General features: G+C 67.5%; 11 protein-coding genes and 2 pseudogenes. 7 read left to right on the top strand and 6 right to left on the bottom strand.

What is annotated here, in order from left to right; translation table 11 throughout:
• Positions 1 to 9 precede the first annotated feature (9 nt).
• Positions 10 to 951, top strand: a complete 942-nt coding sequence (locus tag LRS03_RS00065; RefSeq protein WP_257823287.1) for a recombination-associated protein RdgC — start codon at positions 10 to 12, stop codon at positions 949 to 951.
• A gap of 80 nt (positions 952 to 1031) precedes the next feature.
• Here LRS03_RS00065 and LRS03_RS00060 read toward each other — a convergent pair whose 3' ends face one another.
• The 5 genes and pseudogenes from LRS03_RS00060 to LRS03_RS00040 form a co-directional block, all read right to left on the bottom strand.
• Positions 1032 to 2642, bottom strand: a complete 1611-nt coding sequence (locus LRS03_RS00060; RefSeq protein WP_257823286.1) for a C1 family peptidase — start codon at positions 2640 to 2642, stop codon at positions 1032 to 1034.
• Positions 2643 to 2978: 336 nt separating this feature from the next.
• Positions 2979 to 4502, bottom strand: a complete 1524-nt coding sequence (locus LRS03_RS00055) for an MFS transporter (RefSeq protein ID WP_257823285.1) — start codon at positions 4500 to 4502, stop codon at positions 2979 to 2981.
• 45 nt (positions 4503 to 4547) lie between these two features.
• Positions 4548 to 6213: pseudogene (gene ettA, locus LRS03_RS00050) on the bottom strand (energy-dependent translational throttle protein EttA).
• Positions 6214 to 6288: 75 nt separating this feature from the next.
• Positions 6289 to 7068: a S8 family peptidase gene (locus LRS03_RS00045; protein WP_257823284.1), complete on the bottom strand. Its 780-nt coding sequence runs from the start codon at positions 7066 to 7068 to the stop codon at positions 6289 to 6291.
• On the bottom strand, positions 7068 to 8147 hold the full coding sequence (locus LRS03_RS00040) for a hypothetical protein (protein WP_257823283.1): 1080 nt from the start codon (positions 8145 to 8147) through the stop codon (positions 7068 to 7070). Before LRS03_RS00040 ends, LRS03_RS00045 begins: the two co-directional genes overlap by 1 nt.
• Before the next feature lie 174 nt (positions 8148 to 8321).
• On the opposite strand from LRS03_RS00040, the gene LRS03_RS00035 reads away from it, so the two are divergent.
• The 4 genes from LRS03_RS00035 (at position 8322) to LRS03_RS00020 (ending at position 13391) form a co-directional block, all read left to right on the top strand.
• Positions 8322 to 8864 carry an ECF-type sigma factor gene (locus LRS03_RS00035; RefSeq protein ID WP_257823282.1) on the top strand — a complete coding sequence of 181 codons (543 nt, stop codon included), beginning with the start codon at positions 8322 to 8324 and terminating at the stop codon, positions 8862 to 8864.
• Between the two features lie 8 nt (positions 8865 to 8872).
• Positions 8873 to 11647: a serine/threonine-protein kinase gene (locus LRS03_RS00030; protein WP_257823281.1), complete on the top strand. Its 2775-nt coding sequence runs from the start codon at positions 8873 to 8875 to the stop codon at positions 11645 to 11647.
• Positions 11648 to 11745: 98 nt separating this feature from the next.
• A complete protein-coding gene (locus LRS03_RS00025) occupies positions 11746 to 11964 on the top strand; it encodes a hypothetical protein (RefSeq protein WP_257823280.1) in 219 nt (72 codons plus the stop codon).
• 326 nt (positions 11965 to 12290) lie between these two features.
• Positions 12291 to 13391 (top strand): DUF3089 domain-containing protein, encoded by a 1101-nt coding sequence (locus LRS03_RS00020; RefSeq protein WP_257823279.1) that lies wholly within the window; start codon positions 12291 to 12293, stop codon positions 13389 to 13391.
• 26 nt (positions 13392 to 13417) lie between these two features.
• On the opposite strand, the gene LRS03_RS00015 is transcribed toward LRS03_RS00020, so the two are convergent.
• Positions 13418 to 15457, bottom strand: a complete 2040-nt coding sequence (locus tag LRS03_RS00015) for a serine hydrolase (protein WP_257823278.1) — start codon at positions 15455 to 15457, stop codon at positions 13418 to 13420.
• A 164-nt stretch (positions 15458 to 15621) separates the two neighbouring features.
• On the opposite strand from LRS03_RS00015, the gene LRS03_RS00010 reads away from it, so the two are divergent.
• A complete protein-coding gene (locus tag LRS03_RS00010; RefSeq protein WP_257823277.1) occupies positions 15622 to 16203 on the top strand; it encodes an MFS transporter in 582 nt (193 codons plus the stop codon).
• Between the two features lie 172 nt (positions 16204 to 16375).
• Positions 16376 to 17834 (top strand): annotated as a pseudogene (locus LRS03_RS00005) (DEAD/DEAH box helicase); the annotation flags it as partial.
• Positions 17835 to 19468 lie beyond the last annotated feature (1634 nt).

The following is a 19468-nucleotide window of genomic DNA, read 5'->3' as shown; positions in this document are numbered from 1 at the left end:
CCGCGGCCCATGTTCAAGAACGCCCTCCTCTACCGCATCGGCTCCTGGGAGCCGCCCTCCTCCACCGAGATCGAGAAGCGCCTGCTCAATGGCCGCTTCATCGAATGTGGTGCCTCGCAACCCGAATCGGCCGGCTGGGTCGAGCCCCGCGGCGAAAAGCACAGTGCGCTGATGGAAGGCGTGGGTGGCCAGCTCATCCTCAAGCTCTGCGTCGAGCGCAAGGCGGTGCCCAGCCAGGTCATCAAGAGCCAGCTCGAAGCCGAGACCGACAAGATCGAAGCCCACACCGGCCGCCGCCCCAAGGGCAAGAAGGCCAAGGAGCTGAAGGAAGACATCGTGCACGGCCTGCTGCCGCGCGCCTTCCCGAAACGCTCGACGACCACGGTGTGGATCGACCCGCGTGCGCAGCTGGTGGTCGTCGGAGCCGGCAGCACGAAGGCGGCCGACCGCGTGGTCTCGCTGCTCGTGGAACTGCTCGCGAACGACAAGAAATCGGGCATCACGCTCACGCTGCTGCAGACCGAGATGTCACCGGCCATCGCGATGTCGGACTGGCTCAAGACGCGCGAGGCGCCGGCCGGTTTCAGCATCGACCGCGAATGCGAGCTGAAGCAGCCCGACAGCGAAAAGGCCACCGTGCGCTACGCACGCCACACCCTCGACATCGAAGAGGTCGGCGAGCACATCGCGCAGGGCAAGCTGCCCACGTCGCTTGCGATGACGTGGAACGGGCGTGTGTCCTTCGTGCTGACCGAGGCGCTGGCGCTGAAGAAGATCAAGCTGCTCGACGTGGCACTCGAAGGCGCCGGCGCGACAGGCCAAGGCGACGACAACGGCTTCGACACCGACGTGGCCATCACCACCGGCGAGCTGTCGCAGCTGATCCCGCAGCTGATCGACGCGCTCGGCGGCGAGCTCAAGCGCGACCAGCCGCTGCCGAAGGCCGCCTGATCAGCCGTTATGGATGAACTCGAGGACGCGCTGGCGCGTCCCCGGGTCGTCGTCGAACGCGCCGTGCTCCTGGGCGGTGCTCACCGGCCCCGGCGCCGCGTGCACCTGCGTGTTGGGCAGCGCCGCACCATACGCGTCGAAGAACTTCTGCATGCCAAGGATCGGCGTGCTGCGCCCCCCTCGAACGCTTCGCTCACCAGGTACAGCAGCGAACGCCGGTAGGCGCCGCAGCTGCCGTCGTCCTGTTCGGCACGGTCGGTGAGGTGGAACTGCTGGTAGCGCTTGACCGCGCCGGTCTGAAGGTGCGGGCGCACACGCTTGTCGAAGGTGTCGATGCGCACCGCCGGGGCCATGAAGCTCACCGACTCGAAATGCATGCCCTCCTGCACCAGCCGGTCGATCATGAAGCTCGAGACGATGCTGCCGGCCGAATGGCCCACCACGTGCAGGCGCAGCTTCTTGTTGGCGGCGGCGTGCTTGAAGTGGCGGTACAGCAGCACGAGGCCGGCCTGCTCGTCGTCAGGCACGCCGTCGCGGTAGGCGCTCATCGCATCGGCGTTCTGCTTCATCTCGCCCCACAGGCGCGTGCCGGGTCGGGCCACCAGCTGCTCCAGGCGCTCGTTCCACCAGTCCTTGAGGCCGAAGCCGGCGCTGCGCGGCACCTCCTTGATCGCATCGGCAATCAGGTTGAGCAGCGTCGAGAAGAAGTCGGTCTCCCACATCAGGAAGACCGGGAAGATCTGGCGCTCGTAGAGCATGGGGATCCACTGCGCCGCGATTTCGGCCGCCTTGTTTTCACCGACGAGGCCGCCGTGGGCGTAGATGCAGACGTCGACCACGCCCTTGTCCAGGCCCCAGCGCCTGCGCGCCTCGGCCAGGTGCACGTCGACCAGCGCGCGCACGTCATCGGGCTGGGTGCGAAAGGTGCCGCTGTTGCTCAGCGCCCCGTTGTTGCCCATGTTTAGGATGAAGGGCGAGATCTCGCGGTTGCGCAGCACCTCGCTGGCGGCCAGCGACACCCGGCCCTGCTTGTCGGTGCGCAGCGTGATGCTGCGTGAGATCTCGGTGTGGTCGCGCGTGACCACGCCCAGCTGCGCCACCCAGCAGTCCATCGCGTTGCGCAGCCAATCGTCGTAGGTGAGCAGGCCATAGCCGTGCGAGCCCCACCGCCGGCCCCAGGAGTTCTGGATCAGGAAGCCGCGTTCGTTGTAGCCGACGATCGCAAACGCATGGCCGGGGTGGTCGGCCTGCCCGCCCTTGACCGGGATCTCCCACACGGTCTTGAACGAGGTCGGGCGGCGTGCCATCAGCGGCTGCTTCAGGCCGTCGTCCCAGCCGGCGTGGCAACCGGCGCTCGCGTAGAGGATGCCCACCTCGTTGAGCGCGGCGTGCATGTCTGAAAGCGAGCGGGTGTCGATGCGGTAGTAGGCGCCGAGCGGGCGCTTGACCGCGTCGAACCACCAGTCGTCCTCGATCTTCTGGCTGGCCGGGGGCATGGCCAGGTCGTCGAACAAGGCCTCGCGGCAGGCACCATGCTTGAACCAGCCCTTGAGCGCGCCGCGCAGGCTGGAGCCCTTGTCCTGCACCGAGCCTGGAAACTCGTCGTAGCGGCGCGCCATCGAGTACAGCATGAACGACGAGATGGCCGGCGTCTTCTCGCGGCCCGAGCTGCGCAGCAGGTGCTCGACCACGAGCGCAAGGCTGAAGCCGGTGCAGGCGTTGGTGTCGCCCTGGTTCTTGACCGGCAGGCCAGCCGGGGGAAGAGCGTCGCGGCCGGTGCGATACCGACCTGCGGCCGGAACGGCCGGTCACGCGCATCGGGCGGGTCGGGCCGGGCGACGCGCAGGAAGAGCTGCGTGGGCGGTGGCTTCGCTGTCGCCTTCTTCTGGGTTTTCTGCGGAGTCTTCTTCGTGGACCGCGTCGTGGCCATGGCGTCTCCTCGTGTCCCTGCGGGAGCCCGCATGGTCGAGCCGGCGGCCGGGAGGCGTCAAGCGCGCCATCCCCCCAGAACCATCAGTCCGGAACCGTCAGCCCTCGCGTCGCCGCAGGATGCGCGCCGCCATCGCGCTCGCGGCCAGCACGATCGCACCGCCGATGATGGCGTTGACCTGCATCACGCGGTCGAACGCCTCGGTGGCACCCGACAGCAGCGCCTGGCCCAGCGCCTCGGGCAGCGCCTGTGCGGCGGCCATCGCCGCCCCGAGCGTCGTCGCGGCGGTGGCTGCCGCATCCGCCGGCAGGCCGGGCGGCAGCAGATCGGCCAGCGCGGTGCGGTAGACCAACGTGCCAAGACTGCCGAAGAACGCGATGCCCATCGCGCCGCTGAACTCCGCCGCCGTCTCCGCCACGGCCGAGGCCGCGCCGGCCCGCTCGGGCGGCGCGGCGGTGATGATCATCTCGTTGCCGAGCGTGAAGACCGGTGCCATGCCGAGGCTCATCACCACGTTGCCGACGATCAGCCACGCAAGGCCGTGCTGCGCACCGGAAAAGAAGATGAACCCGAACCCTGCGGCCGCCGCCACCAGGCCCCACACGAGCACGGTCGCCGGCGCCACATGGCGCGCCAGGCGCGGGGTGAACATCGAACCCGCCACGAAGCCGAGCGCGCCCGGCACGGTGGCGATGCCCGCCTGCAGCGGCGACAGGCCCTGCACCAGTTGCAGGTACTGCGAGATGAAGATGAACACGCCGAACATCGCGAGCGCCGACAGGCCGTACGCCGTGATCGCCGCGCTGAAGGCGGCGCTGCGAAAGAGCGACATGTCCAGCAGCGGGTAGTCGAGCCGGTTCTGCCGGCGCACGAAGAACACGCCGCAGAGGACACCCACCGCCAGCCACGGCCAGGCGGCTTGGGCACCGGCAAAGCCGTGTTCGGCGATCTGCTTGAAGCCGTAGACGGTGGGCAGCACCGCGGCCAGGCACAGCGCCACGCTTGCAAGGTCGATGCGGCCGGCGTTCGGGTCCTTGTACTCGGGCAGCAGTTTCGGGCCGACGAGAAGCAGCAGCACCATCACCGGCACGGCCACGAGAAACACCGAGCCCCACCAGAAGAACTCGAGCAGCGCGCCACCCACCAGCGGCCCGATCGCCGCCCCGAGCGAAAAACTCGCGATCCACACACCGATGGCGAACTGGCGCTGGTGCTCGTCGTGGAACATGTTGCGGATGAGGGACATCGTCGACGGCGCGACCGTCGCACCCGCCAGGCCCAGCAGCGCCCGCATGGCGATCAGCATCTGCGGGCTGGTCGAGAAGGCCGCCACCAGCGAGGCCGCCGCAAAGGCCACCGCGCCGATCAGCAGCAGCTTGCGCCGCCCGATGCGGTCGCCGAGCGTGCCCATGGTGATCAGGAAGCCGGCGACGAGAAAGCCGTAGATGTCGATGATCCACAGCAGCTGCGACGCGGTCGGCCGCAGCTCTCGGCTGATGGCCGGCAGGGCCAGGTTGAGCACCGTCATGTCCATCGCGTACACGAAGCACGGCAGGGCTATGACAGCGAGGCCGGTCCACTCGCGTGGGCCGGCTCGGGCGGGGGTTTGGGTTTCGTTCATGCCTCTACGACGAACGAAACCCGCTCAGATCGACAAGGCGCCTGCTTATTTGAGCGCCTTGAAGCGCACCCGCTTGGGCCGCGCGCCTTCTTCGCCGAGGCGCTTCTTCTTGTCGGCCTCGTACTCCTGGTAGTTGCCGTCGAAGAAGACCCACTTCGAATCACCTTCGCAGGCGAGGATGTGGGTGGCGATGCGGTCGAGGAACCAGCGGTCGTGCGAGATGACCATCACCGAGCCGGCGAATTCGAGCAGCGCGTCTTCCAGCGCACGCAGGGTTTCGACGTCGAGGTCGTTCGACGGTTCGTCGAGCATCAGCACGTTGCCGCCCTGGGCCAGGGTCTTGGCCAGGTGCAGGCGGCCACGCTCACCGCCCGAGAGCGAGCCGACGAGCTTCTGCTGGTCGTTGCCCTTGAAGTTGAAGCGGCCGATATACGCACGCGAGGGCATCACGAACTTGCCGACGACGATGTTGTCGAGGCCGCCCGAGACGTCTTCCCACACGGTCTTGTCGGCGCTGAGCGATTCGCGGCTCTGGTCCACGAAGGCGAGCTTGGCCGTCGGGCCGATCTTCACCGTGCCGCTGTCGGGCTTCTCCTGCCCCGAGATCATGCGGAAGAGCGTCGATTTACCCGCGCCGTTGGGGCCGATGATGCCGACGATGGCGCCAGCCGGCACCTTGAAGCTCAGGTTGTCGATCAGCACGCGGTCGCCGAAGCTCTTGGTGACGTTCTCGAACTCGAGCACTTCATGGCCCAGGCGCTCGCCCACCGGGATGAAGATTTCGTTGGTCTCGTTGCGCTTCTGGTAGTCGACGTCGGAAAGTTCCTCGAAGCGGGCCAGACGCGCCTTGCTCTTGGCCTGGCGGCCCTTCGGGTTCTGGCGCACCCACTCCAGTTCCTTCTTCATCGCCTTCATGCGGGCGTCTTCGCTCTTTTGCTCCTGCTCCAGGCGTTGCTCCTTCTGGTCGAGCCAGGTGGAGTAGTTGCCCTTCCAGGGGATGCCCGATCCGCGGTCGAGTTCGAGAATCCACTCGGCGGCGTTGTCGAGGAAGTAGCGATCGTGGGTGATGGCCACCACGGTGCCGGGGAAGCGCTGCAGGAACTGCTCGAGCCAGTCGACGGATTCGGCGTCGAGGTGGTTGGTGGGTTCGTCGAGCAGCAGCATGTCGGGCTTGGAGAGCAGCAGGCGACACAGGGCCACGCGCCGCTTCTCACCGCCGGAGAGCTTGCCGATGCTCGCGTCCCAGGGCGGCAGGCGCAGCGCGTCGGCGGCCAGCTCGAGCTGCAGGTCGGTGTTTTCGCTGCCGGCGGCGGCGATGATGGCTTCGAAGCTCGGCCTGCTCGGCGGCCAGCTTGTCGAAGTCGGCGTTCTCGTCGGCGTATTCGGCGTAGACCTGCTCCAGGCGGGCCTTGGCGGCCAGCACGCCGCCGATGCCCTCTTCCACCGCCTCGCGCACGGTCTGGTCGGGGTTGAGCTGCGGTTCCTGCGGCAGGTAGCCGATCTTGATGCCGGGCATCGGGGTGGCTTCGCCCTCGATGTCCTTGTCGACGCCGGCCATGATCTTGAGCAGGGTCGACTTGCCCGAGCCGTTCAGGCCCAGCATGCCGATCTTGGCGCCGGGGAAGAAGCTGAGCGAGATGTTCTTGAGGATCTGACGCTTCGGCGGAACGATCTTGCCGACGCGGTTCATGGTGAAGACGTACTGGGCCATGGGGAAGCTACTCGCTGGTGGAACCGGAAACCGCGGATTATCCGGGACAACCGGCCCACGCCCCCTGAAAAGCCATCAGCGTTCCTCCAGCTGCAGCGCCGCCATCCCGGTGGCCATCACGCATGCAATCGACGACCCGCTGCCCGAGCCGCGCCCATTCGTGGTCAAAAGGCCGGGGATCTGCCATCCCGGTGCGAGCAGATCGAGGTGTGGGTCGCGCCGCGCTTGAGGCAGCAGCCTGCCACGATCATCGGCTGGGCCGACCGCCATGACGCACGGGTGGCGCGCGGGAAAGAGCACGGTTCCAGAGCCGTTGCCAGACGCGGCAAAAAAGCGCACTCCCGCTTTGTGGCCACGCACGATGGCAGAGGCAACGATGGTGGAGTCGATTTCGGACCCCAACGGAAGAGCGACCAGGCGGACGCCCTCCACAACCAACCAATCGATCCCAGCCGCAATGCGCGCAGGAGTGGCCATGTCTGTGGGCCCGACCACGCGTGCGGCCAGCAGCCGAGAACGCGGCACAACCCCTTGCAGGTATTGGTGCCCTTGCCCCACTAACAGCGTTGCCATGTTCGTGCCATGGATGGCGGTGTCGGCGCAAACATCTTCACATCCGACAAAGTCGCGCGTCACGATGTCGGCCCCCACCAGATCAGGGGACCGCCGATCAATCGAGCCGTCGACCAGCCCGATCAAAGACGCACCGCCACCGCTGGAAAACCAGGCGTGATCAAACGTGGCAACGTTGGGTGTGTGCCGCGCCCCTGTCGATCTTTGTCGATCAACGGCGCGTGCGAACGCGCGGCAAAGACGCGCAGCATCCATGATTTTTCGCGATGCTGCGCGCACCATCAGCCCTCGTAAACCTGCCAATCGAAATAGATGGTGTATTTGCCGCCATGCGCTTTGACCCACTTGCTCTTTTCAGAGCTTGTGCGCGTTCCGCTCGCGAACACATGGTTCAAAGACTTGATATTCGCGTAGGCAGTGACCACCGGGAAAATATCGTCCTCCCAGATCTCCGTGAAGAACTCGACCAAGGATTGAAACGCCGCCACTGCAATGGCCCCAGCGATCTTTCCCAGCTCAGGGCCCAAGGCTGATACGCCAAACTGCTCGACCAGCTCGGAAACCTTGTCTTCGGTGTATTTGAAGAGATCGCTCAGATAGCTTGGCAGGCCACCGTTGTCTCGCTCAGCAAGCACCATGGAGACGTAGTAGGTCTTCGGCCACTTGTTTCCCTCGCGCAGATTGAACGATGCAAACTTCTTGGGCGGGTTGTAGGTCTTTGAGTCGCCGTCTTCGAAGCTATTGCCGACATTGAACGCTTCCAGCTTGTGGACGTCACCTGTTTCGTCGACCTTGACGCCACCCATGCTGATCTCGTCATCACCCGACTCCGAGCCAAAAAAGCCATCCGTTTCATCGTTGCATTTCACCTTGCGAATGCGCAGCCTGAGATTGTCGAAATCTGCCTGTGGGGTGAATCCACCGTCAGCGTCGGGCTGCTTGAAGCCTTCGATGAAAAGACTCGGGTCGGCCGCAAGGCGCTTCAGATGCGCTGCATCGAGGCGCATTCCAGCGGGAATCGGGATCGTGCGCGCCATTTCGTGGATGGACTTCGTACTGTGAAGGTCAATGCTGGCGAGTTCGCCGAACTTGCGCTTGCGTGAAGCGAGAGGCGAAGCCATGAACGCCTTTGCCTTCTGCACGGCCCGCTGTTGCTTGACGGCAGGCTGCGCACGGAATCGCGAAAGTACGATCGCTTCAATCGACGATTTGTCAGCTGGCGCAACCACCTTCGACGGGTCGCCCGCCTTCGCGATCACACGATAGGTCGCCAGCCGGGCCGTGTTCGCAACGCGCTTGGCCAGGTAATCCAGCTTCGGATCCGAAAGGCCTTCAAACACACCGACACCTGTTTCACTCATGACACTCACTCCTGTTGGTAAAGGACACCTAAAAAAGCGGAAGCTCCCTTAGGGAAAGCGGATACCCGACAAGGGCTCCTGCATGTACAGACGCAGCCCGGTGCGCAAACGGCTCTCACCGATTCGAGGGGGTGGAATGGGTGACCGCCCCACCTGCCTAGAATCGCCCGCACCATGAGCGAGATCACTCTGTTGCTGGAGCAAAGCCAGGCGGGCGACGCCACGGCGCGCGATCGCCTGTTCACGCTGCTCTACGCCGATCTCAAGCGCCTGGCGCGCAGCCACCTCGCCAAATCAGGCCCCATCACGCTCGACCCGTCGTCCATCGTCCACGAGGCCTGGCTGCGCTGCGGCGATGGGCCGGCCGGCGGGAGCCGGCGCCAGTTCTTTGCCTATGCGAGCACCGTGATGCGCAGCGTGATCGTCGACCACGTGCGCGAGCGCGCAGCGCAAAAGCGCGGCGGCGGCGTGGCCGACGTCACGCTCAGCACCGCCGCATTCGAAGAGCTGCCGAACCAGCCCGATGCGCTGTCGGTCGACGAAGCACTGCAGGCGCTGGAGCGGGTCGACGTGCGTGGCCACAAGCTGGTCGAGATGCGTTACTTCGCCGGCATGACGATGGAAGAGATCGCCGAGGTGATGGAGCTGTCGGTGCCCACGCTCAAACGCGACTGGCGTCGCGCACGCGCCTTCCTGTTCGACTACCTCAGCGCCTGAGGCTCGACATGACCGTCACCGCGCCGACCACCCAAGCCTGGCGCGAAGTGCTGGCCTTGTTCGACCGCTGGGCCGATGCCGACGAGGCGGTGCGCGATGCCGAGCTGCGCCGCATCGAGGCCGAACACCCGGCGCTCTACCCACGCCTCGTCGCGATGATCGAGGCCGACCGGGCCGCCGAGGCGCGGGATTTCCTCGCCGAGGCCGCGTCGCTGCCGGGCGACACGCCGGCCGCGTCACACACCGCGGGCACGCGCCTCGGCGCCTGGGAGCTGCGCGAGCCCATCGGTGCCGGCGGCATGGGCCAGGTGTGGCTGGCCACCCGCAGCGACGGGCTCTACAGCGGCCGGGCCGCGGTGAAGCTGCTGCACGCGACGCGACTCGACGCCCAGGCGCAGGCGCGCTTCGCCCGCGAAGGCGAGTTCCTCGCCAAGCTCACGCACCCGCACATCGCCCAACTGCTCGACGCCGGCCTCGCCCCCGACGGCACACGCTACCTGGTGCTCGAATACGTGCCCGGCGAACGCATCGACCACTGGTGCGACGCCCGCAAGCTCGGCATCGAGGCGCGGCTCAGGCTCTTCATGCAGGTGTGCGAGGCGGTCGCGTATGCGCACTCGCACCTGGTGGTGCACCGCGACCTGAAGCCGGCCAACATCCTCGTCACCGACGAAGGCCATGTGAAGCTGCTCGACTTCGGCGTGGCCAAGCTGCTGGCCGATGGCGCCGACGCAGAGCAGACCGAAACCACCCGCGCCGCACCGGCCGGGCTGACGCCGGAGTACGCGGCGCCCGAGCAGATTGAAGGCCAGCCGATCACCACCGCCACCGATGTGTATGCGCTCGGCGTGGTGCTGTTCGGCTTGTTGAGCGGCGCCCGGCCATATACGAGCACCTCCCGCGGCGTCGCGGCCCTTGCCCGCGCCATCGTCGAGGAACCCCCACGCAGCCTCACCGCCGCACTGCGCGAATCGCCCGATGGGCCAGCCTCGCGCGGCGCGAGCCTCGCCTCGCTGCAGCAGGCACTGCGCGGCGATCTCGACACCATCGTCGCCAAGGCGCTGAAGAAGACACCCGCCGAGCGCTACGCAACGGTGCAGGAGCTGCGCGAAGACCTGCAGCGGCACCTGGAGCACCAGCCGGTGAGCGCTCAGCCAGACACCTTCGGCTACCGCGCCCGCAAGTTCGCGCAACGCAACCGGGCACAGGTGGCGGTGCTGGTCGCATTGATGGCAACGCTCGTGCTGGGCATCGCGGCCACCACCTGGCAATGGCAGATCGCCACGCACGAGGCACGGCGCACGCAAGCCGTCGTGAAAGTGCTGACGGACATCTTCACCGAGCTGTCGCCCGACGAGAGCGGCAAGGCGCAGGTGCCGGTGCTGGAGGTCCTGCGCAAAGGGTGGCAGCGGGTCGAGGCCGGCTTCGGCGCCGATCCCGCGTTGCGGGCAGAGGTGGCCCGCCCTCTCGGCCTGATGCTGCAGTCCTCGGGCGACATGGCCAACGCGATTGCCGCGCTGACCCTCAGTCGCTCGCACATGCGCTCGGCGGGCCAGACGCACACGGCCGACTACCTCAAGGTGCTTCAGGCCCTCGCCTACGCCCAATCGCGCATGGGCCGTCTGGCGGAAGCCAAACCACTGCTGGAAGAGATCATCGTCACCGCCCGGGCGATGAAAGAACCGGCCGGCACCGACCCCCTCTACGCACGCATTCAACTTGGAGAGATCGCCCGCCGGGAGGGTCGCCTCGACGACGCCCGCCGCCAGCTCGCCGAAGCCGTGGAGTCGACGCGCCGGGAACTCGGCGACAACCACACCCTGCACCGGCTTGCCCTGATGGAGAGCGCCGATGTAGCGCGAGAGCTCGGCCAATGGCAAGACACCAAACGTCTGCTGGCCCTGGCCAACGCGTCGGCACAACAGGCGTCGAAGACCGAATCGCTCTTGATCAGGTTCGAAGTCGCCAAGCTGAACGTCGAGCTGGGCCAGTATCGCGAAGCATCTGCCCAGTTGCGAGGCCTGACGCGCGACATGGGCGAGCACTACGGGCCCGGCGACACCTACACGATCTACAGCGGCACCTGGCTGTCGATGGCGCTCTATCACAGCGGCGAATTCGCCGAGAGCGACGCCGTGAGCACCACCGCCTACGCGGCCGCCCAGCGCTCGGCCGAGCCCCACGTGTACCAGGCGGTGCGCAACCTGATCGCACGGCAGCTGCTGCGCCGCGGGCGCCACCTCGAAGCCGAACCACTGCTGCGAGACAACCTGCGCGACTACGAAAGCGCGGCCACCGCCGACCCGGCCGCGGCAGCGCGCACCAAGGCGCTTCTCGCGGAGTGCCTCATGCGCGCAGGCCAGCCGCAGGCAGCAGCGCAAGCCCTCGGCGACATCCTCAGGTCTCAGCAGCAGGCGCTCGGCCACCGGCATCTCGATCTGCTGCCCACCTTGGTGCTGCAGGCACTGGCACTGGACGCCAGCTCGGGGATCGTCTCGGCACGACCTCGCTACGAGGACGCCCGCGCGCTGGCGCTGCAGGCCTTGCCCGACGAACACCCCGACAGGCTGCGCGTCGCCCTCCTGCACGACCAGGCGCGCTGGCGCGCCACAGGGCAGTTGGCCGACAGGCAGGCGATGGAGGCGTCGATCAAGGCCTACGCACGTGCCTTGGCATCAAGACCCGATGCCGCCAGTTTTTCCGTTCTCTCAGACAAGCTGCTCGAAACGGGGCCGGCAGCCAAAGCCTCCCTCAAGCCCCTCCTGGCCCTCCTGGCCTATTGAAAAGGAAGACCGATGACTTCGACATTCGCCTCTCAACTCCCCCGTGTGGCCTTGGCCGCAGCCTTGTTCGCGTGCTGGGTGCCCGTCAAGCCGCCGACGTGAAAGCCGCGCCCGCCGCCGCCAGCCAGCCCAAGGCCAAAAAGTCTCCCACCAAGAAAGCGACCGCCAAGCCCGCGGCGGGTGCCGACGCCAACACGACCAGCAACAACCCGGTCGGCAAGGCCGACGACGGCAGCAACCTCCTGGGCGGAAAGAAACCCAGCGGCCCGCGCAAACCCGAGTTGCAGCAGGCAGGCGCCACGGCCACGAGCAAGTGACCGACTGGTAAACCGCACAAGGGCCGCTTCGAGCGGCCCTTTTTTCTTTTCAGGCCGTCGCCACGGCGCTCTGCCCACTAGAACGGGGCCTGCGAGCAGCGGGATCACCCCCAGTGCCATCGGCGCAGTCCGTCTGAATAATAGAAGGTTCGTCTACTAACAAATCATCTGCGTCTCGTCGCGGCCCAAGACCATGAATTTCCTGCACCTTCCCATCGCCGTTCGCTCCGCACTGGCCGGCAGCGCGGCTCTGCTGCTCGCTGCCTGCGCTTCCAGCCCGGCCCCGGCCCCCCACCCCGGCCTCGGCCGCACCAGCGCCCAAGCCGGTGGCAGCACCGGTCTCGACCGGCAGCGTCGACTACAGCAGGCCCGACACGTGGCTGTGCCGCCCCGGCCGCAACGATGTCTGCGCGCTGCCGATGAGCGTGACCACCATCACCGCCGACGGCAAGCGCAGCGTGAGCCCGCCCATCGTGGCCAACGCCAACGCGCCGATCGACTGCTTCTACGTCTACCCGACGGTGTCGAACGATCCCGGCGGCAACAGCGACATGAACGCCGGCCCCGAGGAGATCGGCGTCACCTTCGCCCAGTTCTCGCCGCTGCGCACGCAGTCGCCCCTGTTCGCACCGCTCTACCGCCAGATCACGCTGGCCGCGCTACGCAGCCGCTTCACGCCCACGCCGATGGCGATGGATGCAGCGATGGCCTATGGCGACGTGGTGGCCGCCTGGAAGCACTACCTCGCCCACGACAACAAGGGCCGCGGCGTGGTGCTGATCGGCCATTCGCAGGGCTCGCGCATGATCACCGAGCTGGTGGCCAAGGAGATCGAAGGCAAGCCGGTGCACCAGCAGCTGATCTCGGTGATGCCCATCGGCGCCAACCTCAACGTGCCCAAGGGGCAGGACGTGGGCTCCGCCTTCAAGTCGACGCCGCTGTGCCGCAGCGCCAGCCAGACGGGCTGCGCGGTCTCGTATGTCTCGTTCCGCGCCAACACGCCGCCGCCACAAGGCTCGCTCTTCGGCCGTGCCACGGGCAACGACAGCGTGGCCTGCAACAACCCCGCGGCACTCGCCGGCGGTGCCGCACAACCGAAGGCCTGGTTCTCCAAGCGCGCCGACGTGAGCGTGGCCACCGGCACCGGCACGCCCAGGTGGCAGGCGCTGGTGGCCTCGGTCGACACGCCCTTCTTCGCGCTGCCCGGCCTCGTCACCACGCAGTGCAAGAGCGATGCGAACGGCAGCTACCTCGCGATGACCGTCAACCCCGACGCCCGCACCGACGACATCGGCGGCGACGTGGTGGTGGGCGGCAAGGTGGTCGACACCTGGGGCCTGCACCTGATCGACGTGAGCCTGGCCATCGGCGACATCGTCGACCTGGTGGGCACGCAGGGCAAGGCCTACCTGGCCAAGACGAAGTAGGCCCACCTGGGCCGGCGCCGTATCGCTCAGATGAAGAACTGCGAGACCTTCTGCGACCAGGCGTTGAAGCTGTCACCACCGTTCGCGGAGTGCGTACCGTAGACGGCGAAGTCGCCGCCGAAGGCGTAGAGGTCGAGCTTGTTGCCCGCCGCGTCGCAGGCAAGCGACGGGGCCGAGGTGAAGGTTCCGTCCCGCACCGCGTCCCAGTGCGCGAGCCAGTGGCTGCCGCCGTCGTCGCTGCGGTTGCGCCACAGGCAGCGGTCGGTGCCTCGGCCCACCACATGCACCCGCTGGCCATCGCCCCCCGTGGCCAGCGCCGGGCCTGAAGTGAAGAGGCCCTTGCCCACCGACTGCCAGTGGGGCAGGAAGCTGCTGCCGCTGTTGATCGACAGGTTGTGCCACATGCGCCAGTCGGTGCCGCGTGCCGCCACGTGCACGGTGGAGCCGGAGGCCGAGGTGGCGATGGCCGGGGCCGAGGTGAACACCCCTTGGCCGATGGGCGTCCAGTCGGTCCAGCTGGTGCCGCCATCCTGCGAGCGGGTGCGCCACATGTGGCCGTCGGTGCCGATGCCCACGGCGTGCACGATGTGGCCGTTGTCGCTGCAGGCGATGGCCGCGCCGGTGACGAAGACGCCGGCCCGGATCGACTGCCAGCCTGTCCAGGTGGTGCCGCCGTTGGTTGACTTGGTGAACCAAGCCTTGTTGTCGAGCCCGCGGCCGATGAGGTAGAGCGTCTGCCCGTTGCTCGATGCCGCGGCGCCCAGGCCCGAGTTGACCAGCGCCCCGCCGAAATCGCCCGCAGCCTGCCAGCTCACGCCGCCGTTGGTGGAGCGGTAGCGCAGGATGCGGCCGTCATGCCGCCGTGCGAAGAGCATCAACGTCGCGCCGGCCTGAGTGATGGCCGGCATCGGGTGGGCGCATTCGATGAGCTCGGGGCTGCCGGCGCCGAAGAGCGCGGCCCAGTGGGTGTCCATCGCGTACATCGTTTCGTGCATCTCGTTCACCGCGGGCGTGCCGAGCGTGCCTTCGATGTTCGACATCGCCGCAACGCCCAGCTTCTGGGGCAGGTGCAGCTTCAAGTGCGAATAACTCACATGGTTGTGGCCGTTGTGGTCGATCACGGCCTCGGCCGAGCCGGGGTTCGACGAGGCAAAGGCACCGGGCACGTGGTGCGAGTGCGGCGTCACCTGGTGCGTCTGCATCGTGCTGCGTGTGTGCGCGGTGAAGACCTGCGGGTCGTTGCGCAGGTGCTCCAGCATGAACTTGGCCATGTCGGCCGCCGAGCTGCAGACCGCACCCACCGGCGTGCGGCAACCCCAGCTGTAGCCGGGCAGGTGCGTGGCACCGTCGGGGCTGGCCGCGCCCGTCTCTTCGTTGAAGGTGTGCTGCCATGGGCCGTCGAGCGCGCCGGGCGACATCACCCCGAAGCCCGAGTTGGTCATGCCGAGCGGCGTGAAGAGGTGTTGCTTCACCAGGTCCTCGTAGGTCTGGCCGGTCTTCTTCTCGGCCATGCTCGCGGCGATGATCGCGCCACCGCCGTACTCGAAGCCGCTGCCAGGGGGCCAGAAGCTCGGCGCATCAAGCACCGCGGCCAGCGAGTACCTGCGGCGGCGATCCTTGAGGTGTTCCTTGTGCATCTGCAGGACGGTGTACGCCTTCCAGTCCTCGCCTTCGTCGTGCTTCGGCTGGTAGGGCATGCCCGAGGTGTGGACCATCAGTTGCTCGACCGTCACGTTCTTGTAGCCATCCCGCGCGTTCGGCAGCACCCACAGCTCGGGCAGCACGTCGCCCAGGCGGCTCGACCACTGCAGGCCGCCCACGCCGTCCTGGATGAGCTTGGCCATCAAGTTGCCGGTGATCACCTTGCTGATGGAGCCGAGGTTGAACTTGTCGGTGGGCTGGACGGCGTTGCCCGCGCCTGAGGCGCCGAGTTTGCGCACGCCCTGCTGGGCGCTGACCATCGTGGCGCCGTTGCGCACCATGGCCGCAGCCAGGGCGGGCACCCCGCATTCGGCGATGGTCTCGCGCAGTTTCTGTTCGAGGAATTGCTTGGCTTTGGCGCTCATGTCGTGTCTCTCCTGGGTGATGCGGCGGTGAATTCCGCCTCAACCACGGGGCGGCTTGCCTGGAAAGACGCGAACGGCGGCACGGAAGGATCACGCACCCCACGTTCCCGGGGGCTGCCGCGGGCGGTGCGCGGCCTGGCGGAGGTTTGGCAGCAGCGCCGAGCGTGCTGAAGAACGCCGCCGCGTGGTGGATCCTGTCGCTCACCGCGCTCTACTTCATGGCGATCTTCATCGTGTGGTCGTACATCGCGCCGGTGCTGCAGGCGCTCTTCCCGATGTCGGGTGAGCGCCTGTCGGCCACGCTCATGCTCTTCGGCGTGGCCGGCGTCGTGGGCACGCTGCTCGGCGGCTGGGCCAACGACCGCATCGGTCCGCGCAAGACGCTCTTGGCGCAGTTGGTGCTGATGACCGGCACGATGACGCTGGTGCCGTACACGCAAGGCCACTACGCCTCGATGCTCGCCACCTTCATGCTGTGGACCGTCGCCCGTTTCGGGATGATGGCGCCTCAGCAGACGCGCCCGGCCGTGCTCTCGCCTTCGCAGGCGCCACTGCTCTTCTCGCTCAACAGCTCGATGGTCTACGTGAGCACCGCGCTCGGCGCCGCGCTGGGCGGTGCGATGTCGACGGTGTTGGGCATGCAACACCTCGCGTGGCTGAGCGTGCCGCTCGGCCTTCTGGGCATGGCCACCGTGTGGATCAGGGCACGGCCCTCGTCGCCACAAGGCCACATGACACCGGCCTGAAACACATGCGCGGCTAGAATGCCGGCACCGTCGCAGTCCCAGTCACTGCGCCGCTGTCAGTTCTGACATGAGCGACAGGGCCATTCGTAGCGATGCCCCGCTCCCCTCCCCCCTCTGCCTGCGACTGGCGCTCGCTTCCCGAGCGACAGGCCGATCGTTCTTCTGGAACCCCATGTCTTTTGATTCCCTCGGCCTCGCCGAGCCGCTGCTGCGTGCCGTGCACGAACAGGGCTACACCACCCCCCACCCCCATCCAGGCACAAGCCATTCCCGTCGTGCTGCAAGGCGGCGACCTCCTCGGCGGCGCACAGACTGGCACCGGCAAGACCGCCGGCTTCACGCTGCCGCTCCTGCACCGCCTGATGCAGAAGCCCGCGGTGCGCGATGCACGCGGCCGCCTGCCCATCCGCGCGCTGATCCTCACCCCCCACCCGCGAACTCGCGGCGCAGGTCGAGGAAAGCGTGCGCAACTACGGCAAGCACACCAAGCTGACCTCGATGGTGATGTTCGGCGGCGTGGGCATGCAGCCGCAGATCGACAAGCTGAAGAAGGGTGTCGACATCCTCGTCGCCACCCCCGGCCGCCTGCTCGACCATGCGCAGCAGCGCACGCTCGACTTGAGCCACATCGAGATCTTCGTGCTCGACGAAGCCGACCGCATGCTCGACATGGGCTTCATCCACGACATCAAGAAGGTGCTGGCCCTCCTGCCGCAACAGAAGCAGAGCCTGCTCTTCTCGGCCACCTTCAGCGACGAGATCAAGGCCCTGGCCGACCGCCTGCTCAACAAGCCGGCACTGGTGGAAAGTGGCCCGCCGCAACCAGACCAACGACGCCATCGCGCAGAAGGTGCACCCGGTCGGCCGCGAGATGAAGAAAGAGCTGCTCGCGCACCTGATCAAAGAGAACGACTGGCACCAGGTGCTGGTCTTCACGCGCATGAAGCACGGTGCGAACCGCCTCGTCGAATACCTGCTGAAGCAGGACATCAGCGCGATGGCCATCCACGGCAACAAGAGCCAGAGCGCGCGCACCAAGGCACTCGCCGACTTCAAGAGCGGCGACCTGCAGGTGCTGGTGGCAACCGACATCGCCGCACGCGGCATCGACATCGACCAGTTGCCCCACGTCGTGAACTTCGAGCTGCCCAACGTGCCTGAGGACTACGTGCACCGCATCGGCCGCACCGGCCGCGCGGGCGCGCAGGGCGAGGCGGTGTCGCTGGTGTGCGTGGATGAAAACATCTTCCTGCGCGACATCGAGAAACTCATCAAGCGCGAGATCCCGAAGGAGATCGTGCCCGGCTTCGAGCCGCCTTCGCACGAAAGCCCGAGCCCATCGTGCTCGGCCGCATGACGATCGGCGAAGGCGTCAAGCGGGGGCATCGCATCCATGCTGGCGGGGCGGCAGCTCGCGCGGGGGCCACGGCGGCGGCGGTGGCCGGCCCGCCCAAGGTCGCTCGGAACAGAAACCGGCGCCGCGTGGCCCTTCGCAGGGCAGGCCCCGGCGCGCACGAGCGGCCCGTCCAGCCACCCGCCGCGGCACGCGCCGTCGGGCGGCGGCCGTGCGCCGGCCGCCAAGCCGCAAGGGCCCCGGCCCGGAGCCGCGCCGCGAAGGCTCAGGCAAGCCCCAGCCGCGCCCTGACGCAACCCAAGCGCTGAGCGCCATGGCCTCCTCGCCCGGCACCTCCCGCAGCGCACTGCATCGCAGGCGCCACCGGGCTCGTCGGGCGGGAACTGCTGCCGATGCTGCTGGCCTCGCCGCAGTACGTGCAGGTCCATGCGCTGCTGCGTCGCGCGCTGCCCGGGCGGACGTCGGCGGGCAAGTTGCACACCCGGGTGGTCGACTTCGCCCGGCTCCCGGCCCTGCCGCCGGTCGACGACGTGTTCATCACACTCGGCACCACGATCAGGTGGCCGGCTCGCAGGCCGCGTTTCGTGCAGTCGACTTCGACGCGGTGGTCAACACCGCCCGGGCCGCCCGTGAGGCCGGCGCAACGCGCCTGGGCGTTGTCTCGGCGCTCGGTGCAGAGCGCGCTCGAGCGTGTTCTACAACCGCGTCAAAGGGCGAAATGCAGGACGCGGTGGCGGCCGCTCGGTTTCGAGAGCGTCGTCATCGTGCAGCCCTCGCTGCTGGTCGGTGACCGCGAGAAGCTCGGCCAGCCCGCCCGCCCAGGCGAGGTTTGGGGTGCCCGGCTCCTCGGCTGGCTGCCGCGCAGCATGCGAAGGCTCCCGGCGCCTCGGTCGCCCGCGCTGCGCGCGAGGTCGCCCGGGGCGAAGCAAGCGTGCGAGTATTGCGGTCCGGGCGGCTTTGTTGAGTTGAGCCGACACCGCCGGCGCCTGGCCCAGTTGTCACAAAGGTTTCCCGGCCCGGGCGCAAAAGCCCCCTGCCGCTTGCAGGGTTGTCGCCCACACTCCGGCGCGTGCGCTAAAAGCGGAGCCTTTCTGCAGTAACCGTGGAGTAAGTCCCATGCGCGCCCCTTGGCACACCACCTGGCGGGGCCGGGATCTCGTCGTCTTCCGCGACGACACCGGGATCGACCGCTTCCCCGCCGCACAGGTCGAGCGTGTGGTGTTCGTCTACCGCGGCCACGGCGACACGCCGGGCGACCTGATCTCACGCCGTGGTCAGGCTGCCCGACGAATGCGTGCTGCTGCCCGCCCGGGGACCGGCTTTGCTGGCCGGGGTGAACTTCGAGCGCCTGAACTTCTGGGCCGAGAAGCGGTGCATCTACTGGGTGCCCAGGGCAAGGCATCGCTTCCTACGCCCGCCTGCGCCGCAGTGTCTGGCTATTGCGCCCGGGCGCGCCGTCATACTGCCGCGTGCCGCGCAGTGAGCTGCAAAGACGCATCGGGCAGTGGCCGCTCGAAGGCCGCAGACCTGGGAGCAGCGCAAGTGGTTGCGCATCGCCAACAGCCGGCCGTTTGCCGGCCTCAACCAGCTGACACAACCCGGCAAGCTGACCGACACCCGCCGACACAGCGCCGGGCCTGACGCGGCGGCAGGGGGGCAAACCCACCCTGGCAACAAAAAACCCGGCCTTAGCCGGGTTTCCCTGTTGAGCACGAGACAGCTCAGCTGGCCGAAGCCGCCTTCTTGGCAGCCTTGGCAGCTATGTGGCCTTGGCCTTCTTCTCGGCCTTGGCGGCAGCCGGCAACCCTTCGCAGGCGCGGGGCCGAAGCGGCTTGGGCGAAAGCGCCCATCGAAGAAGTGGCGGCGACCAGGGCGGCGATGATCTTGTTCACGGGTAGTCCTTTGCAAAAG

The organism is Rhizobacter sp. J219, assembly GCF_024700055.1.
GTDB lineage: Bacteria > Pseudomonadota > Gammaproteobacteria > Burkholderiales > Burkholderiaceae_C > Rhizobacter.
Note: the sequence above shows the minus strand (reverse complement) of the source record. Positions and strands in the feature narration are given on the sequence as shown.

What these genes read in the sequence shown, in the direction of transcription:
- LRS03_RS00065 (WP_257823287.1), top strand. Translation starts at nt 10, where the DNA reads ATGTTCAAGAACGCCCTCCTCTACCGCATCGGCTCCTGGGAGCCGCCC.
- LRS03_RS00055 (WP_257823285.1), bottom strand. Translation starts at nt 4,502, where the DNA reads ATGAACGAAACCCAAACCCCCGCCCGAGCCGGCCCACGCGAGTGGACC.
- LRS03_RS00045 (WP_257823284.1), bottom strand. Translation starts at nt 7,068, where the DNA reads ATGGTGCGCGCAGCATCGCGAAAAATCATGGATGCTGCGCGTCTTTGC.
- LRS03_RS00040 (WP_257823283.1), bottom strand. Translation starts at nt 8,147, where the DNA reads ATGAGTGAAACAGGTGTCGGTGTGTTTGAAGGCCTTTCGGATCCGAAG.
- LRS03_RS00035 (WP_257823282.1), top strand. Translation starts at nt 8,322, where the DNA reads ATGAGCGAGATCACTCTGTTGCTGGAGCAAAGCCAGGCGGGCGACGCC.
- LRS03_RS00030 (WP_257823281.1), top strand. Translation starts at nt 8,873, where the DNA reads ATGACCGTCACCGCGCCGACCACCCAAGCCTGGCGCGAAGTGCTGGCC.
- LRS03_RS00015 (WP_257823278.1), bottom strand. Translation starts at nt 15,457, where the DNA reads ATGAGCGCCAAAGCCAAGCAATTCCTCGAACAGAAACTGCGCGAGACC.